Origin of the sequence: Mycolicibacterium sp. TUM20985, from assembly GCF_030295745.1 — a bacterium.
Classification (GTDB): Bacteria; Actinomycetota; Actinomycetes; order Mycobacteriales; family Mycobacteriaceae; genus Mycobacterium.
In genome coordinates, this window is sequence record NZ_AP027291.1 from 4,283,210 (window position 1) to 4,300,212 (window position 17,003).

General features: G+C 65.6%; 16 protein-coding genes. 9 read left to right on the forward strand and 7 right to left on the reverse strand.

Annotated elements, in window-relative coordinates; genetic code table 11:
- Positions 1-33 precede the first annotated feature (33 nt).
- From QUE68_RS21045 to QUE68_RS21055, 3 genes are read right to left on the reverse strand one after another with little or no spacing between them, the layout of a single operon-like run.
- On the reverse strand, positions 34-1,173 hold the full coding sequence (locus QUE68_RS21045; RefSeq protein ID WP_286274374.1) for an acyl-CoA dehydrogenase family protein: 1,140 nt from the start codon (positions 1,171-1,173) through the stop codon (positions 34-36).
- Positions 1,170-2,996: an AMP-dependent synthetase/ligase gene (locus tag QUE68_RS21050; RefSeq protein ID WP_286274375.1), complete on the reverse strand. Its 1,827-nt coding sequence runs from the start codon at positions 2,994-2,996 to the stop codon at positions 1,170-1,172. The genes QUE68_RS21045 and QUE68_RS21050 overlap by 4 nt, the downstream gene beginning before the upstream one ends.
- Positions 2,993-3,832 carry an SDR family NAD(P)-dependent oxidoreductase gene (locus QUE68_RS21055; RefSeq protein WP_286274376.1) on the reverse strand — a complete coding sequence of 280 codons (840 nt, stop codon included), beginning with the start codon at positions 3,830-3,832 and terminating at the stop codon, positions 2,993-2,995. The genes QUE68_RS21050 and QUE68_RS21055 overlap by 4 nt, the downstream gene beginning before the upstream one ends.
- Before the next feature lie 118 nt (positions 3,833-3,950).
- Between QUE68_RS21055 and QUE68_RS21060 the strand changes: the two genes are divergently transcribed.
- Genes QUE68_RS21060 through QUE68_RS21070 form a run of 3 tightly spaced genes read left to right on the forward strand, consistent with a single transcriptional unit; the run spans position 3,951 to position 6,720 of the window.
- Positions 3,951-4,535, forward strand: coding sequence for a TetR/AcrR family transcriptional regulator (locus QUE68_RS21060; RefSeq protein WP_284228203.1), 585 nt, complete (start codon positions 3,951-3,953; stop codon positions 4,533-4,535).
- Positions 4,536-4,587: 52 nt separating this feature from the next.
- Complete coding sequence (locus QUE68_RS21065) at positions 4,588-5,658, forward strand: TIGR03857 family LLM class F420-dependent oxidoreductase (RefSeq protein WP_286274377.1); 1,071 nt, start codon at positions 4,588-4,590, stop codon at positions 5,656-5,658.
- Positions 5,659-5,673: 15 nt separating this feature from the next.
- Positions 5,674-6,720 (forward strand): phosphotransferase, encoded by a 1,047-nt coding sequence (locus QUE68_RS21070; protein ID WP_286274378.1) that lies wholly within the window; start codon positions 5,674-5,676, stop codon positions 6,718-6,720.
- Position 6,721: 1 nt separating this feature from the next.
- Here QUE68_RS21070 and QUE68_RS21075 read toward each other — a convergent pair whose 3' ends face one another.
- From QUE68_RS21075 to QUE68_RS21090, 4 genes are all read right to left on the reverse strand, one after another.
- Positions 6,722-8,185, reverse strand: coding sequence for a flavin-containing monooxygenase (locus QUE68_RS21075; protein WP_286274379.1), 1,464 nt, complete (start codon positions 8,183-8,185; stop codon positions 6,722-6,724).
- 13 nt (positions 8,186-8,198) lie between these two features.
- Positions 8,199-9,029, reverse strand: coding sequence for an SDR family NAD(P)-dependent oxidoreductase (locus QUE68_RS21080; protein WP_284228207.1), 831 nt, complete (start codon positions 9,027-9,029; stop codon positions 8,199-8,201).
- Positions 9,030-9,116: 87 nt separating this feature from the next.
- Complete coding sequence (locus QUE68_RS21085) at positions 9,117-10,697, reverse strand: aldehyde dehydrogenase family protein (RefSeq protein ID WP_286274380.1); 1,581 nt, start codon at positions 10,695-10,697, stop codon at positions 9,117-9,119.
- A 109-nt stretch (positions 10,698-10,806) separates the two neighbouring features.
- Entirely contained in the window at positions 10,807-11,679 is an 873-nt protein-coding gene (locus QUE68_RS21090; RefSeq protein ID WP_286274381.1) for a MaoC/PaaZ C-terminal domain-containing protein, read from the reverse strand.
- Between the two features lie 108 nt (positions 11,680-11,787).
- Between QUE68_RS21090 and QUE68_RS21095 the strand changes: the two genes are divergently transcribed.
- From QUE68_RS21095 to QUE68_RS21120, 6 genes are read left to right on the forward strand one after another with little or no spacing between them, the layout of a single operon-like run.
- The gene (locus QUE68_RS21095) at positions 11,788-12,984 is read left to right on the forward strand and encodes a lipid-transfer protein (protein WP_286274382.1); all 1,197 of its coding nucleotides are present in this window, start codon (positions 11,788-11,790) and stop codon (positions 12,982-12,984) included.
- A gap of 33 nt (positions 12,985-13,017) precedes the next feature.
- Complete coding sequence (locus QUE68_RS21100) at positions 13,018-13,917, forward strand: SDR family oxidoreductase (protein WP_286274383.1); 900 nt, start codon at positions 13,018-13,020, stop codon at positions 13,915-13,917.
- 14 nt (positions 13,918-13,931) lie between these two features.
- Complete coding sequence (locus QUE68_RS21105; RefSeq protein WP_286274384.1) at positions 13,932-15,080, forward strand: thiolase family protein; 1,149 nt, start codon at positions 13,932-13,934, stop codon at positions 15,078-15,080.
- Between the two features lie 29 nt (positions 15,081-15,109).
- The gene (locus QUE68_RS21110; RefSeq protein ID WP_284228214.1) at positions 15,110-15,301 is read left to right on the forward strand and encodes a ferredoxin; all 192 of its coding nucleotides are present in this window, start codon (positions 15,110-15,112) and stop codon (positions 15,299-15,301) included.
- An 11-nt stretch (positions 15,302-15,312) separates the two neighbouring features.
- The gene (locus QUE68_RS21115; protein WP_286274385.1) at positions 15,313-15,714 is read left to right on the forward strand and encodes an SCP2 sterol-binding domain-containing protein; all 402 of its coding nucleotides are present in this window, start codon (positions 15,313-15,315) and stop codon (positions 15,712-15,714) included.
- Between the two features lie 15 nt (positions 15,715-15,729).
- Complete coding sequence (locus QUE68_RS21120; RefSeq protein ID WP_286274386.1) at positions 15,730-16,998, forward strand: cytochrome P450; 1,269 nt, start codon at positions 15,730-15,732, stop codon at positions 16,996-16,998.
- The last annotated feature ends 5 nt before the right edge of the window (positions 16,999-17,003 follow it).

Genomic DNA, 17,003 nt, shown 5'->3' on the forward strand with positions numbered 1-17,003 from the left:
CGGTGATGTTCCCGCCGAATTGCTCGCCGCGGCCTACAGCCCGTAGGTCTTGGCGATGATGTTGCGCTGCACCTCGCTGGTCCCGCCGAACACCGTGCCGACCACGGTTTCCCGCATCATCTGTTCCATACCGGCCTCCTGGGTGTAGCCCATGCCGCCGAGCATCTGCATGCCCTCGATGGCGATGTGCTTGGCGAGTTCAGTGGCCTTGAGCTTGACCATGGAAGCCTCCCGCGGCATCAGGGTTTCGGGATCCTCGTCGGCCCGCTGGGCGATGTCATGCACCAGCAGCCGAGTGGCTTCCACTTCGGTGGCCATGTCGGCGATCCGCTGAGAGAGCGCCTGGAAGGTGCCGATCGGAACGCCGAACTGGTGGCGCTGGGTGACGTAGGTGACGGTGTCGTCGAACGCGCGACGCGCCTGCCCAAGCGCGTACGCGCCGATGATGATCCGTTCGATGTTCAGGCCGGCGACCAACTGATACCAGCCCTGGCCCTCCACTCCCACCAGCCGCGACTCGTCGACCAGGCAGTCGGTGAAGAACACGTCATTGACCTTCAGGCCCAGGGTCTTGATCGGCAGGACCTCGACACCGGCCGAGGCGGTCGGCACCGAGAACATCGAGATGCCCTGATGCTTCTCGCCGGCGTCAGAGGTCCGCGCCACGAGCAGGATGTGATCGGAGATGTGGCCGTTGGAGATCCAGGTCTTCTGGCCGTTGAGCAGATAGCCCCCGTCGACCTTCTCGGCCTTGCAGCGCAACGACGCGACGTCGGAGCCCGAGTCCGGCTCGGACATGGCGATTGCGGTCGGCTTGCCGCTCACCACGTCACCGAGGATTTCACGCTTGAGGTCCTCGTTGGCGAACTTCAGGTAGGTGTGCGCCACGATCAGCGTGACCATGAAGCTGCCGAACGGGATCTTGTTGTACATCAGCTCTTCGGCGAACAGGCAGGCGTCGAACAGCCCGCCACCGGAGCCGCCGTACTCCTCCGGAATCGACAACCCGAGGAATCCCAGCTCGGCCAGTTTTCGGCCGATCTCGGCGTTGCTGTTGCTGTCCCCGTCCTGGGTCAGCTCGGCCAGCTTCTCGCGGCTGGGGCACTCCCGCTTGGCGAAATCGCGGATGGTGTCCACCATGCTCTTCTGCTCATCGGTCAATCTCAGGCTCATGCGATCACCCTTCGTGTTGTTGATTGTTGGGTTCGGCTACCGGCTCTGGCGACGGGCTGATACAGCTCGTCGATCAATGACTTGTAGTTCTCGGCGATCAGGTTTCGCCGCAGCTTGAGCGTGGGCGTCAGTTCGGTGGTGCCGGGCGCCCAGGCATGGTCGAGAACGCGGTAATGCTTGATCTGCTCCACTCGCGAGACTCTCTGGTTTCCTGCGGTGACGGCGGCGTCGATCTCGGCGAGCAGGTCCGGGTGGCCCGCTAGGTACGCGAAATCGCTCGCCGCCAGTTCGCGGTGCTCAGCCCACGCGGCGACGCCGTCAGAATCCAGGACCACAAGGGCCACAAGATAATTGCGCTGGTCACCCACCGCGACGACATGCCCGATCAGAGCCGATTCCCTTTTGATGGAATTCTCGACGACGGTAGGCGTGATGTTCTTGCCGGCGGAGGTGATGATCAGCTCTTTCTTGCGGCCCACCACCCGCAGGTCACCGTTGTCGTCGATGCGGCCGAGGTCCCCGGTGTGCAGCCAACCGTCGCGGTCGACAGCCTCCGCGGTCGCCTCTGGGCGGCCCCAGTAGCCGGGGGTGATGTTGGGGCCGCGCGCCAAGATCTCACCGTCGTCGGCGATTCGCATCTCCACCTCGCGGTGGCACGTCGTCCCGACCGCGCCCGGTCGCGGGGCGGCCAGCGAGGACAGCGTGATCAGGCCGGTGGACTCCGTCATCCCGTATATCTCGATCAAGGGGATACCGATGGCGTTGAGTGTCTCCAGCAGGTCCTCGTCAACCGGGGCCGCACCGCACACGGCGATGCGGCAGCGGTCCAGGCCGATCGCCGCACGCAGCATGGCGGTGTTCGGTAGCGCGTGCAGGGCGGCGCGTCCGAGGGCGGCGGGCTGGCCGGTCGCTGCTGCCAGCCTGGCCGCCATCGCGTTCACCATCTTCTCCCACACCCGAGGCACCCCCAGCAGGAAGGTGGGCCGAGCCTCGATCAATCCCATTGGCAGCGAGTCCATCTCGGGCACGAAGTGCACGTGCGATCCCCACGCCCAGGCCAGATAGTGGGACTGGAACCGTTCAGCAACGTGGGCGAGGGGCAAGTAGGACACCATCCGGGAACCGGGGCCGAGTGGGTCGTCGTCCTCTGGGGCACCGGCCGAGGCGGCCTCCTTCTCGGCGAGTTGCCGGCCGAAGGCGGCGCTGAGCCAGTCGGCGGTGAAACGGATTCCGCGGTGAGTCAGGATGACACCCTTGGGGTTCCCCGTGGTACCGGAGGTGTAGACGATCGTCGCCGGGTGATCCGACGTGATCGCTGCGGGCGAAAAGGCTTGTCCGCCAACTGTATGTTCCCGGCCCCGGGCCAGCACGTCGGTGAAGGACAGCACATCGGCATCGGCGGCACCGTCGAGGACGATCACGTGCTCCAGCCGGGGCAGGGCCTGGCGGATGCTCTGCCACGTCGGCAGATGGAGCTGATCGGTGATGACTACCTGCATCCCGCAGTCGCCGGCCACGTAGGCGGCCTGTTCGTCGCTGAGGGTGTTGTAAACACTGACCCCGATGGCACCGGCAAGCAAGGCGGCGGTGTCGGACACCAGATGCTCGTAACGGTTGGCCATCTGCATTCCGACGACGCTGCCCTGTCGCACACCGAGTTCAGCGAGGCCGGCGGCGAGGGCCCGCGCCGTCTCACCGTATTGACGCCAAGTCAGCGTGGTGCCGGCATCGGTGAGTGCCGGCTGCTCGGGAATCGTGTCGACGTTGCGTAGAAAGAGGTCGACGAGCGTGCCGGTGTCACCGGCGGGGGCGGGCAGTGTCATGACGGCAGCTCCTCGGTCAGACGGTTCACCCGTTGGTCGTAGGCGGTGCGCGCGCCGCGATCCTGGCCGGCCAGCACCCGCTCGGACCCGAACAGACGCAGCACCGGGTCGGAGATCCCCTGCGGCAGGAATCTGTACATGACCGCCAGCACGGCGAAGGTCCACGGCGTGTAGACCCGGCGGCGCGGACGGCGGGCGGCCTCCACGATGGCCTCGGCGATCGACTCCGGGGTCGCCAGACGAAAGCCCCGGACCGGCGTCAGCCCCGATGTCAGCTCGGTGTCGGCCTGGCCCGGCAGCACGAGGGTGAATTTCACTCCGCTGCGGCGCATGTCCAGCCGGGCAGCATCGGTCCATGCGATGATCGCCGCCTTCGACGCGCAATAGTCGGCAAACGCGGGGCCGACGATCACCCCGAGCATCGAGGAGACGTTGATGATGTGTCCGCGTCGACGGGGAGCCATGTGAGTCAACGCGACTCGCGTTCCGGTGGTCATGCCCAAGAAGTTGATGTCGTTGACTCGGCGGGCCAGCGCGTCGCCGATCTCGGTGACCGGCGCCACCGGCATGATCCCCGCGTTGTTCACCAGCACGTCGACCGGACCGAGTTCGGTGATCGCTTCGAAGAGCCTCTCGAACGACTCCCGGCTGGTCACATCCAGCGGCAGGGCCAGTGCCGGCTGCAGCCTGTCCTTCGCAACGGCGAGGGCGTCGGTGTCGATGTCGGCGATCACGACTCTGGCGCCGGCTGCGATGAATGCCTGGGCGGTGGCCGCGCCGATCCCGCGTGCCGACCCCGTCACGACGACGACCGATCCCTGCAAATTGCGCTTCACGGGACATACCATACCTCAGGGTATTGTCTGCCGTGACACGTTCCCAATCGCGCCGCCGGCCCCGGCCATGACCTAAGTTCAAGCAAAGGACTCTGATCGAACTGAACGGCGGGACACGATGACGGCCTCCCCGGCGCGGCTCACCCAAGACGACTATTTCGCCTTCGCGTTGAAGGTTCTCGCCGAGGGCAGCCACGAAGACCTGACCATCCAGGCGATGTGTGACGGGCTGCAGATCACCAAGGGCAGCTTCTACCACCACTTCGGCAGCTTCCCCGGCTTCGTCGAGGCATTTCTGCACCATTGGGAGCGGGAGACCGCGGTCAACGTTGAGAATCTCGCCAGGCGAATCGAAAGCGTCACCATGCGCCAGCGGTTCATGGAAGCGCTCATCGAGACGATTCCGCATGACGCGGAGGCGGCGATCCGGGTCTGGGCCCGCACCGACCCCACCGTGCGGGCGGTCCAAGAACGCGTGGACAAGAGCCGCACCACGATGCTGGCCGACTTCTTCGTCCTGCACATGCCGATGGCCCAAGCGCGGCTGATCGGCGAGCTCTACAACGCGGTTCTCGTTGCCGGACAGATGTCTTCGAAGCCGGTCGCCGTCAAATCCCTGCGCCAACAGATGACCGCGCTCAGCAAGCTCGTCGTCGGGCGGTACGGACACATCTTCCGCGACGACGTCCCGGCCAAGCGCTAGTCCCGATCAGGCCCTCAACATACCCTCGGGTATGGTACCCTACGCACCCATCATGAGCACCTCTCCGCCACCCCTGCTCGACGAGCTCGGCTTCTGCATGCTGCTCGGCGGCTCAGATCAGACCCGCGATCTGATCGCCGAGAACCGCAAGGCCGAGCAGTTGGGTATCGGCCATGCCTGGATCTCCGAACGCTGGGGAACCAAGGAGGCCGCGACGGTCTGCGGCGCTGCCGGCGCGGTGACCGAGCGGATCCACATCCACACCGGGGTCACCAACCACAACATTCGTCACCCCGAGGTCAATGCGGCCTTCATCGCCACCATGTGGCGCCTGACCGGCGGCCGGTTCACCCTCGGAATCGGCCGGGGCGGAACCATGGCGCACCGGGCCTTCGGCATACCGGCAGCCACCAACGCACAGATGGAGGAATTCGCCACCGTCATGCGCCGGATGCTGCGCGGCGAGACGCTCGTGGGTTACGACGGACCCCTGGGCACATACCCGGCATTGCGCCTGTTGCAGTCCGGTTTCTCCGAGGAGGTGCCACTCGGCATCGCGGGGCTTGGCCCCAACACACTGCGGGTCGGCGGACGCGCCTACGACGAGGTGCTGTTGTTCACGTTCTTCAGCGACGAGGCGCTCACCCGATCGGTCCAGACGGTCAAGACCGCAGCCGAACAGGCCGGCCGTGACCCCGACGACGTCGTGATCTGGTCGTGCCTCGCCACGGTGAGCGACGGTGTGCCCTACGAAGACCGGATGATGAAGACGGTGGGGCGGCTGGCCGCCTACCTGCAAGCCATCGGGGACACTCTGGTGGCGGTCAACGGCTGGGATCCTCTGTATCTCAGCCGGTTCCGCGAGGACCCGCTGGTCCGGAGTTACAGCGAAGGCGGCGTCCGGCCGATGGACACCCCGGGTACGCCCGTCGAGCATCTGGAGCGGGTCGCGGAGATCATCCCCAACGAATGGTTGACGACCGCGGCCGTCGGTACCCCTGAGCAGTGCGCCCGGGAGATCCGGCGGCAGATGGAGCTAGGTGCCGACAAGGTTTTCATGCACGCCTCCACGCCGTGGGAACTCGAGCCCGTCGTGGCCGCCTACCGCGCCGCCAACCCCTGACGATTCGGAGCATCGATGACTGAGCTGCTGATCCGCCGTGCCGAGGAGATTACCGGTGACTGGCTCGCGGCGGTCTTGGGCACGTCCGGCCTGCGGCTGATCTCCGCCGACCGGATCGGACTCGGCCAGGTGGGCCATACGTTCCGAGTATCATTCAGCAACAACGACTCTCGTCGGCGAACCGTCGTGGTGAAACTGGCCTCCGATGACGAGTCCAGCCGTGCCGCCGGGGTGGGACTGGGGATCTACTACCGCGAGGTCGCGTTCTACCAGAACCTGCGTGATCGGATCGAGGGGCCGCTGCTGGCCTGCCATCTGGCCGAATACGACCCGGCCGAGGGCTGGTTCACCCTGGTGATCGACGATGCCGTCGGAGCCGAGGTGGGTGACCAGATCGCCGGATGTGATGTCGCCACAGCGGAGAAGGCAATGCGCGCCCTGGCCCGGTTGCACGCCCCGGTGTTCAACGATGCCGACGTGTGCGGCCTGGAATTCCTCAACCTGCCGATCCTGGTCAATCAGGCGATGCTGTCGGGTCTGCTACCGCTGTTCCTCGACCGCTACGGCGACCAGATCGCCTCAGAGCACGCCGAGGTGTGCCGACGATATGTCGCGACCGCGGACGCCCACGCCGCTGACGTACAGCCGCCCACCGGACTGGTCCACGGCGATTACCGGCTGGACAACCTGCTGTTCGGCGCCGACCCAGAATGCCTGGTGATCGACTGGCAGACCGTGCAGTGGGGCCCGGTGATGACCGACGCCGCCTACTTCCTCGGTAGCGCGCTCGACGTCGACGCCCGCCGCGCGAACGAACAGCGCTTGGTGCGTCTCTATTTCGATACTCTCGTCGAACACGGCGTCTCCGGCTTCACCTGGGCGCAGTGTTGGACGGAATACCGGCGCCAGGTGTTCTGGGGTCTGACCATCATCCTGTCCTCCAGCATGCTGGTCGGCAGGACCGACCGTGGCGACCGGATGTTCATGGTGATGCTGCAGCGCGCCTGTCAGCAGGCCCTGGATCTGGAGTCGCTGAATCTGCTTCCCGCGGTGGCGGTCTGATTCACACCGTCCGCACGTCGAAGTCTGAGACCACCGGCTCGCGCAGCAGTTCGGTGTGCCGATCGGGCACCCACGGGAAGAGTTCCGGAATCCCGTCCGTGCCCAGATACCAGCTGTTACAGCCAGCCACCCAGGTGGTGTTCGGCATGGCGGCCCTGATCTCGTCGTTGTAGCGATCCGTGGCGATGTCGGTCGGGGCGACGGCTTTGATGCGCCCATCGCGGATCTGCTGAATCCACCACAGCGCGTAGCGGGCCTGGTCCTCGGCGATCGGCACCAGTGATTGATTGCCTACCGGCGAGTGCGGACCGAGCATCAAGAACATGTTTGGGAAGTTCGGCACCGCGACCGAGCGGTACGCTCGGGCGCCGGTGGCCCATTCGCCGGCCAGAGACCGGCCGCTCTCCCCCAGCACCGTCATCGGCTGGGCGTAGGCACGTGCGTCGAATCCGGTGGCGTACACCAGCACGTCGAGTTCGTGCAGCATGCCGTCGGCAGTCACCACACCCCGGGGCTCGATGTGGTCGATCGCGTCGGTGACGACGTCCACACCCGAGTTCTGGATTGCCCGGTAGTAGCGGGGGCCCAGGATTCCGCGGCGGCACAGTGGCTGGTCCGTGGGCGTCAGAGTGGCGCGCAACTGCGGGTCGCGCACCGCGAATCGCAGATTCCACCGAGCCATGTTGGCGAACAGCCAGCGCTGGAATCCTGGCCGCACCGGTGCAGGTCCGATCACCTTGCGGACGAAGCCGCCCCAGAACCGGTATCCGGCCGCGCCCAGTACCGGCCAGCGCCGGATGGCGGCCTTGGTCCATGGCCCGTAGTGGGCGTTGACCCAGGGCAGCACCCACTGCGCGCTGCGCTGGAACACCGTCAGCTGTCTGACGTTGCCGCCTAGCGCCGATACGATCTGCACGCCGGTGGAGCCGGTGCCGATCAGCCCGATGCGTTTGTCCCCCAGCGCAACCGAATGATCCCAGCGCGACGAATGGAACGCCGGCCCGGCGAAGGTGTCCTTGCCGGGGATGTCGGGATAGCGCGGAACGCGCAGGATGCCCGTCGCCAACACCAGCACGTCGAACTGCTCCTCGCCGTCGGCAGTGGCGATCCACCATGTGCCGTCGTCGTAGCGTGCGGCGATCACGTCCGTGTGGAATCGAATGTGCGGCAACACGTTGCGCTCGACAGCCACGTGGCGGAAGTACTTCTGGATCTCGGGGCCCGGCGGCATGAGCCGCGACCACTCCGCGTTCGGCTGGAAGGAGTAGGAGTAGTAACGCGATGGAACATCGCAGTACAGGCCCGGATAGGTGTTGTCCCGCCAGGTCCCGCCCACTTCGCCGGCTTGCTCGTAGATGGTGAAGGACTCGATACCCGCACCGAGCAGTGTGACTCCCATGCAGATGCCGGACATCCCGGCGCCGATGATCGCCACCCGCGGCGACGCCGTCGGCGACTCACTCATGCGGCCGCGCACCTCAGCGCGCAGGTGGCAGGAAACGGCCCGTCAAGGCCATGAGCACCCGTTGGTAGCCCGATCCAGTGACCCGCACGAAGAGGTCGAAGACCTTGGCGTCGTTGCCGATGAGTACCCGGGGCTTGTTTCTGGCCACCCCGTCCAGAATGACGTTGGCCGCCTTCTCCGGTGAGGTGCGGGCCAGCTTGGCGTCGAAAACCTGTGCCATGGTGGCCGTGTCGACACCGTCGGCGCCGCTCATGTTTCGGACGATGGGCGTCTGGATGCCACCGGGATGCACCGTGGTGACCTTCACCGGATTCTTCGCCATCGTCATCTCCATTCGGAGGGCCTCGGTGAACCCGCGCACAGCGAACTTGGCCGAGTTGTAGGCGGCCTGTCCCGGCATTGCGAACAGTCCGAAGACGCTCGAGACGTTGATGATGTGCCCGTCGCCGGAGGCGATCAGGTGCGGCAGGAATGCCTTGGTGCCGTTGACCACACCCCAGAAGTCGATGTCCATCACCCGCTCGATGTCCTTGAACGAGCTGACCTCGACATCGCCGCTGAAGCCGATGCCGGCATTGTTGTAGATCTGGTTCACCCTGCCGAAATGGGCGTTGATCTGATCTGCGTAGAGCAGGAACTGCTCGCGTTCGGTCACGTCGAGGCGGTCTGCTCTGACGGACGCACCGATCGAGGTCAGGAGCCGCTCAGTCGCCGACAAGCCCTCGGTGTCGATGTCGCTGATCGCCACCGCCGCGCCGCGGCGCCCCAGTTCGGCGGCCAGCGCCCGACCGATACCCGACCCGGCTCCGGTGACCACGACGACTTTCCCGGCGAATCCAGACATCAGCACTCCTTCCGATCGCCGTCAATATCAGCTGTGATGGTGGAGCGCTTCGCCTGGGTCGGCTCGAGAACCACCATCACTTGGTGATCAACCCGTACGCCCAGTTCCATCGGGACTCATCCGCGAAGAGGTGCCGAGATGTCCGCCGAGCCGGCGCCACCCGTGGGCGGAGAATGCGCGCATGGCGGCCAGCGCGAAGCGGTACTGACCCTTGGGCGCGGAGTACCACAGCGGTTCGGACTTCTGGGTCGGGATTCGCGGGGCAGTGATCGCCTGCTGGCGACAGAACTTGAGCACTCCGTTGGGCCCGCCCGCCCGGTACCCGATGCCCGAGTCCTTCCAGCCGCCCATCGGCAACGACGGGCAGAACACGTTGATCAGGGCGTCGTTGATGTTCACCGCGCCGCACTCCAAGCGGCGTGCCACCCGTTGACCCCGCTTGGTGTCCCCGGTCCACACCGAGGCGGACAGGCCGTAGGTCGAGTCGTTGGCCATGCGGATGGCCTCTTCCTCGTCAGCCACCTTCAGCACCGGCAGGGTCGGTCCGAACGTCTCTTCGGTCATACACGACATGGCCGGGTCGACGTCGGCGAGCACGGTGGGGCTGAAGAACGTGCCGACCCCCGTCTTGGTGCCGCCGGTCAGAATGCGCGCCCCGGCTGCGGTCGCCTCGTTGACATGTCTTTCGACGATGTCGCGTTGCGCGGCCGTGGCCATGGCTCCGGTGTCGTACCTGAGACCGCCACCGGACTCGCTGCCTTGCTTGATGTTTCGGACGCGCTCGGTGAGCTTGCCCACGAACTCGTCGTAGACGGGCGCTTCCACGAACACCCTTTCCACCGAGATGCACACCTGCCCCGAGTTGAACATGCCGCCCCAGGCGATGCCGTTGGCTGCACGGTCCAGGTCGGCGTCGGCCAGCACGATGGCGGGGTCCTTGCCGCCGAGTTCGAGACTGAAAGGAGTCAGCCGCTCAGCGCACGCCACGGCGACCTTGCGGCCGGTGGCCGTCGACCCGGTGAAGTGGACGTAGTCGGAGTTCTGAATCACCGCCTGTCCCGTGGCGGCGTACCCGGTGGACACTGCGAGCACCGGCAAGGCGCCGACTTCCACCCAGCCGCGGACGAACTCGACCGCTGATAGTGGCGTCACTTCGGAAGGCTTGAGCATCACCGCGGCGCCGGCTGCCAGTGCGGGCACTACGTCCAGAGCCAACATGGCCAGTGGAAAGTTCCACGGTTCGATGATCCCGACCAGGGGGAAGGGCCGGTACACAGTGGTCAGCTTCTTCACCCGATACAGCGGGGTATGCGGCTTGGCGGTGCGGTCGGTGAGAAACGCCTCGGCATTTCCGGCCCAGTAGTCGATGGCGTCGGCTACGGCGACCGGCTCGACGCTGGCATCGCCGCGCGACTTGCCGGTTTCCGACATCAATACCTCGGTGAGGTGGTCCGCGTTGTCGAGAACCCAGTTCTGCCACTTGAGCATCCACGTCTTGCGGCTACGAGGGCCGATGGACTCCCACTCGGTTTGCGCCAACCGTAGCTCTCTCGCCTTGGCAGCGACGGTATCGGGTTCGTCGACGGGAACCGAGCCGACCGTGCGCCCGTCGGCAGGGTTTCGGACGGTGATGGTGGCTGGATCGCTGCGCGGCTCGGCCGTCGTCATGTCGACTCCTTCGATCTTGAATCCAGTCTTGCCGTCGACCAGAACAGCCTTGGGCCATATTCGTCACCGTGGCGGTGCGACCCGATCGCGGTCAGCGACGCTCGAAGCCTCAATTCCACTGGGGCGCACCGCCGCCAGCGAGGTCGATGACGGTGTTCGCGAGCGCAGCGCCCTCGCGGCCCACGACCCCGACGCTCAGGAGAATCTGTTTGTCCTCGCGCCACATGTCGATCTGGAGCGTCTCACCGGGAAAGACCGGTTGGGCGAACCGCGTCGAGTACTTCGCCACCGCGGTGACGTCGCCGCCGAGCAGCTCGTCCACCGCCGCCTTCAGCGCCATGCCATAGGTACACAGGCCGTGTAGCAGCGGAAAGTCGAAACCGCCCAGTTTGGCGATGGCCGGGTCGGAGTGCATCGGGTTCTTGTCGCCGCACAGCCGATAGAGCAGAGCCTGCTGGACCATGATCGGCCGCTGCACCGAGACGTCCGGCTTACGGTCGGGCAGTTCCACCGAACGGCTTTCCCCCTTGTCACCGCCGAAGCCGCCCTCGCCCCGGATGAAGGCGTGATACCGGTTGGTCACCAGCGTCGACCCGTCGGCCGCACAGGTGTCGGCTTCCACCACCAGCAGAGCGGCTTTTCCCTTGTCCCACAGTTCGGCCACCCGACCGCTATGGGTGACCGTCGCCGACCTGGGTAGCGGCTGGTGCACGATCATCTCGTGCTCGCCATGCAGTAGCGCCGTCGGCGGAAAGCTGACACCCTCCAGCGCGAGGACCGCCGCCATCGTCGCCATCGGCCCGTTCACCGAAAAGCTCGGCAGCACCTTGAGACGGTCCTCCAAGCAGTACTCCAGTTCGCCCGCATCGGTCTGCGGCACACCGCCTCCCAGACCCAGGTGATAGAGGATCACGTCATCGGCATCCCACGAGGTGCGGTAAGAACCCAGATCGCTTCCCACGATGGACGGGTCGATCGGCATCCGGAATCTCCTGACCAAAGCACTTGTCGGTCCGCGACTTCGCCAATACCATACCTGATGGTATTCTCTGCTGGTTCCAGAATGGCTGGGCTGAGGGAGCAGGGTGTTATGAGCGGACGCGTTTTCGTCGTGGGAACCGGAATGACCAAGTTCGAGAAGCCGGGTCGCCGGGAGAACTGGAACTTCCCCGACATGGTCAAAGAATCGGTGCCGGCCGCCCTGGCCGATGCCGGGTTGGAGTACTCCGACATTCAAACCGCGTTCGCCAGTTTCGTTCAGGCACCGACGTGCTCGGGTCAGCGCGCACTCTACGAAGTCGGCCTCACCGGCATTCCGGTGATCAACGTCAACAACGCCTGTGCCTCCGGGTCCACCGGCCTCTTCCTGGCCCGGCAGGCGGTCTCTTCCGGTGCGCTGGACTGCGCACTGGCGGTGGGTTTCGAGCAGATGGCACCCGGAAGCCTCAGCCTGGACACCGGCGGCCTGCCGACTCCATTGGACAAGCATCTGGGCGTGCTGGCCGAGATGGGTCCGTTCAGCGGCGCCCCGCTCACTCTGGAGATGTTCGCCCGCGCCGGCATGGAACACATTCAGAAATACGGTTCCACACCGGAACATTTCGGCTGGATCGGCTGGAAGAACCACCACCACTCGGTCAACAACCCGTACGCCCAGTTCCAGAAGGACTTCACCCTCGAAGAGGTGATGGCGTCGGCCGCCGTCGCGCCGCCGCTGACCAAGCTGCAGTGCTCGCCGACCTCGGACGGTTCGGCGGCGAGCATCTTGGCCAGCGAGCGGTTCGTCGACGAGCACGATCTCTGGGCCAAGGCCATCGAGATCATCGGCCAAGCTCTGGAAACCGACCAGCAGTCCAGCTTCGACCCGCCATCGGCCATCAAGGTCGTCGGTGCGGATGTCTCGGCGCGCGCCGCCCGACGCGCGTACGACATGGCCGGCGTGGGACCCGAGGACATCGATGTCATCGAGTTGCACGACTGCTTCTCGGTCAACGAGGTGCTCACCTACGAGGCCCTCGGCATGGCAGCCGAGGGTGAGGGACACCTGCTGGTCGACAAGCAGGACACCACTTACGGCGGACGCTGGGTGGTCAACCCCTCCGGCGGGCTGATCTCCAAGGGCCACCCGCTCGGGGCGACCGGACTGGCCCAGTGCAACGAGCTGACCTGGCAACTGCGCGGAACCGCCGATGCCCGCCAGGTCGACGGCGCCGTATACGCACTGCAGCACAACCTCGGACTGGGCGGCGCCGGAGTCGTCACGATCTACGCCAAGCCCACCCGCTGAGCCACACCAAAACCCCTGAGCAGAAAGACAAACATGGCGGACATCAGGTTTGACGAGCAGGTTGCCGTCGTTACCGGCGCAGGACACGGACTGGGCCGCACCTACGCACTGGAGCTGGCGCGCCGCGGCGCGGCGGTGGTCGTCAACGACCTCGGGGTCGACGTTCACGGGCTCGGCACGGGTCCCGCCGCACAGGTCGTCGTCGACGAGATCAAACAGGCGGGCGGACGGGCCGTGGCCAATACGGACTCGGTCGCAACACCGGAGGGCGGACAGTCGATCGTCGATGCAGCGATCAACAGCTTCGGCCGGATCGACGTCCTCATCAACAACGCCGGAATCCTGCGCGACAAGAGCTTTCACAACTTGTCCTTCCAGGAGATGGACGACATCTTCGACGTGCATCTGCGCGGCGCCTTTTACGTCAGCCAACCCGCCTACAAAGTCATGCGAGAACAGAAGTACGGCCGATTCCTGTTCACCTCCTCAGCCGCCGGCCTCTTCGGCAACTTCGGGCAGACCAACTACTCTGCGGCGAAGCTAGGCCTGGTGGGGTTGTCGAACACCATCGCAATCGAAGGCGCCAAGAACGGCATCAAGTCCAATGCCATCGCCCCTGTCGCCCGCACGCGGCTCACCGAGGAGTTATTCGGTGCGATGGCCGAAGTCACCGACCCGGAGTTCATCACTCCGCTGGTGATGTACCTGTGCTCACGCAACTGCGAATTGAGCCACGAGGTCTTCTCCGTAGGCGCGGGGCGTTACGCCCGGGCGTTCATCGGGGTCAATGAAGGGTGGTTCTCCGGCAAAGGTGGCGTCCCGACTGCCGAGGACGTCGCCGCACACATGGATCAGGTCCGCGACCTGAGCGACTACATCATCCCCGACGACGCGAACGGCGAACTCGCGATAATCGCCAAGGTGCTCGGCTAGGTCGGACACCGAACATGACGAACGCGGTCATCATCGACGGTGTGCGCACGCCGGTCGGGCGGCGCGGCGGGGCCTTGGCAGGCTGGCATCCCACCGACCTGCTCGCCCAGACTTTGCAGACCCTCGTCGATCGCACCGGTATCGATTCCGCCCTTCTCGACGATGTGATCGTCGGATGTGCACTGACCCGGGGGGAACAAGGCTCCAATTTCGCCCGCTACGGTGTCCTCGCCGCAGGATTGCCGGAATCGCTGCCTGCCACCACCATTGACCGCCAATGTGGATCCGGCCAGCAGGCAGTGCATTTCGCCGCTCAAGCCGTGCGCAGTGGCGACTATCGCTTTGCCATCGCCGCCGGAGTCGACTCGATGAGCCGGGTGCCACTCGGTGAACTGTTCGACCCGTCACTGGGTCCCGGACCCTGGTATGGGCAGCGCTCGCAGATGCGCTACCACGGCGGCCTGGGCGCGCAGGGTCCAGCCGCCGAGGCCGTCATCCAAAAATGGGGACTGACCCGCGAGGAACTCGACGACTTCAGCGCCGAGAGCCACCGAAGGGCGGACGCCGCCACTGAGGCTGGATTCTTCGCCGATCACCTGGTGGGCATCGATGGCCTGACCCGCGACGAGGGCATCCGATCCGACATCGACCGGGCCAAGATGTGGACTCTGCGAACGGTTTTCGCTGACGACGGTGCCATCACCGCGGCAAACTCCTCCCAGATCAGCGACGGCGCGGCCGCACTGCTGATCGCCGACGAGGATGGGGCCCGCACGGCGGGTCTTCGTCCCAAGGCGGCCATCCGGGCGATGACGGTGGCCGCTGACGACCCCGTTCTCCAATTCACCGCCGTACTGCCGGCAGCCCGCAGCGCCCTCGACAGAGCAGGCCTGAGTATCGAGGACATCGACCGGGTGGAGGTCAACGAGGCGTTCGCCTGCGTTCCAGTGCTTTTCGCCAAGGAGTTCGGGATCGGGTTCGACCGGCTCAACGTCAACGGCGGGTCGATCGCCATCGGCCATCCCCTGGGCTCCACAGGCGCCCGGATGATGACCGACCTGGTCTACGAACTGCATCGGTCCGGATCCCGTTACGGGATGTTGACCATCTGCGAGGGCGGCGGGATGGCGAACTGCACGATCATCGAGCGGATCGACGGCTGATGTACATACCCTATGGTATGGTACTGCTCGTGCGGATCCTGGTGGACGAGAGCAAGTGCGTAGGTGTCGCCTTGTGCGAGAACCGGCTCCCGCAGTTGTTCGAGGTTTCCGATGACGGGTTCGTGATCGCGAACCCCGGTGATGTTCCCGCCGACCTGCTCGGCGAGGTGCGGCTGGCCGTCGAACACTGCCCCAGCGGGGCACTGGGTCTCGTCGACTGACCGGAGAATCCATGCCTGCCTTCACTGAACCCGGTGAACTTCGTCGTTACGTCGGCGCGGTGTTCGAGCACGCCCTGGCGGACGATGACCTGGGCCCGAAGCTGTCCGGCTTGGGCATCGTGCTGCGAATGGTCACCACCGATCCCGACGACCAGCTGACGGTGGACCTGACCAACAAGGTCGTCGGCGCCGAGGACACCACGCCGAACACCACCATGCACCTCTCCTCGGAGACCGCCAACGGATTCTGGCAGGGCAAGGTCAACATTCAGGCCGCGATGGCCCGCCGCAAGGTGAAGGTCGACGGCAAGCTGGCACCGCTGATGGGCCTGCTGCCGGCGGCGCGACAACTCTTCCCCGTCTACGTCGACGTACTTCGCGGTGACGGCCGCACCGACCTCATCGTCGACTGAACCACAGGAGCATTCATGACGAAGGCGCTGACAGCGGCGAACCGGCCCTACTCCGACATCGACATCTCCAGCATCGCGTTCTGGGGTCAACCGCCGGAGGTGCGCGACGAGACCTTCGCCGTCCTGCGGGAGCGCGGTGGTGTCTCTTGGCACCCCCCGGTCGAAGCCCAGCCCGTGGAGCCCCAGTCCCCCGGCTTCTGGGCGGCGACCACCCACGCCGTCGTCACCGAGGTGAGTTCGGACTGGCAGCGCTTCTCCAGCGCAGGCACCTCTCCCTCGGTCTATGAGTTCGACCCGGAGATGATGGCCACCAGCACCTCCTTCGCGCCGATGGACCCACCACAGCACACGCGCTACCGGCGGCTGGTGAGCAAGGCGTTCTCCCCCGGCCAGCTCAGGCGTATCGAGTCGCTCATCGCCCAGCACGCCAAGGTCGCCGTGGACGGGCTGCTCGAACGCGGGCCATGCGATTTCGTCCAGGCAGTCTCCAATTACGTTCCCTCCCATGTGATCGCCGACATGGTCGGCTTCGAGGACGACAAGCTTCGCACCGTCGTGCTCAAATCGGTGACCAAGATCCTCGCCTTCGGCGACCCGGATGTCCGCGACGGCCAGGACACCATCGAGTTCTTCGCGCACACGCTGCTCGACCTACACTCCGCCGGATACGCACATCTCGACGAGCGCCGCTCGAACCCCAGCGATGATCTGATGACCGCGCTGATCAATGCCGAGGTCGACGGTGAGCGGCTCGCCGACCAGGAAATCGTCTCCTTCTTCACCACGCTGGTGACGGCCGGCATCGACACCACCTTGAACACCATGACCTTCGGCTTGCGGGCACTCACACAGTTCCCAGATCAGCGGGCCCTGCTGCTCTCAGACATGCCCAGGCACATGGGCCCGGCGGTGGTGGAGATGGCCCGCTGGACCACCCCGGTGTCCTCGTTCGTGCGCCGCGCCACCGAGGACACCGAACTCGCCGGTGTCCCGATCGCCGAGGGTGACCGGGTGGCGCTGTGGTACCGATCCGCCAACCGCGACGAGACGATGTTCGACAACGCCGCAGCATTCGACATCCTGCGGGACAACACCCGTCAGGTCGCCTGGGGTGCGGGCGGCCCGCACTACTGCCTCGGGGTCAACCTGTCGAAAGTCGAACTGTCCCATGTCTTCACCGAACTTCTCACGCGGATTCCGACGATCCGTGCGGTCGGTGAGGCCAAGTACGCGTCATCGCCCATGGTGAACAGCATCGAGCACCAATTCTGCGAGTGGGACTGACGGCA

Coding starts and splice junctions, on each gene's coding strand:
- QUE68_RS21105 (WP_286274384.1), top strand. CDS start 13,932: ATGACGAACGCGGTCATCATCGACGGTGTGCGCACGCCGGTCGGGCGG.
- QUE68_RS21100 (WP_286274383.1), top strand. CDS start 13,018: ATGGCGGACATCAGGTTTGACGAGCAGGTTGCCGTCGTTACCGGCGCA.
- QUE68_RS21090 (WP_286274381.1), bottom strand. CDS start 11,679: ATGCCGATCGACCCGTCCATCGTGGGAAGCGATCTGGGTTCTTACCGC.
- QUE68_RS21120 (WP_286274386.1), top strand. CDS start 15,730: ATGACGAAGGCGCTGACAGCGGCGAACCGGCCCTACTCCGACATCGAC.
- QUE68_RS21060 (WP_284228203.1), top strand. CDS start 3,951: ATGACGGCCTCCCCGGCGCGGCTCACCCAAGACGACTATTTCGCCTTC.
- QUE68_RS21095 (WP_286274382.1), top strand. CDS start 11,788: ATGAGCGGACGCGTTTTCGTCGTGGGAACCGGAATGACCAAGTTCGAG.
- QUE68_RS21065 (WP_286274377.1), top strand. CDS start 4,588: ATGAGCACCTCTCCGCCACCCCTGCTCGACGAGCTCGGCTTCTGCATG.
- QUE68_RS21085 (WP_286274380.1), bottom strand. CDS start 10,697: ATGACGACGGCCGAGCCGCGCAGCGATCCAGCCACCATCACCGTCCGA.
- QUE68_RS21050 (WP_286274375.1), bottom strand. CDS start 2,996: ATGACACTGCCCGCCCCCGCCGGTGACACCGGCACGCTCGTCGACCTC.
- QUE68_RS21070 (WP_286274378.1), top strand. CDS start 5,674: ATGACTGAGCTGCTGATCCGCCGTGCCGAGGAGATTACCGGTGACTGG.
- QUE68_RS21115 (WP_286274385.1), top strand. CDS start 15,313: ATGCCTGCCTTCACTGAACCCGGTGAACTTCGTCGTTACGTCGGCGCG.
- QUE68_RS21075 (WP_286274379.1), bottom strand. CDS start 8,185: ATGAGTGAGTCGCCGACGGCGTCGCCGCGGGTGGCGATCATCGGCGCC.
- QUE68_RS21045 (WP_286274374.1), bottom strand. CDS start 1,173: ATGAGCCTGAGATTGACCGATGAGCAGAAGAGCATGGTGGACACCATC.
- QUE68_RS21080 (WP_284228207.1), bottom strand. CDS start 9,029: ATGTCTGGATTCGCCGGGAAAGTCGTCGTGGTCACCGGAGCCGGGTCG.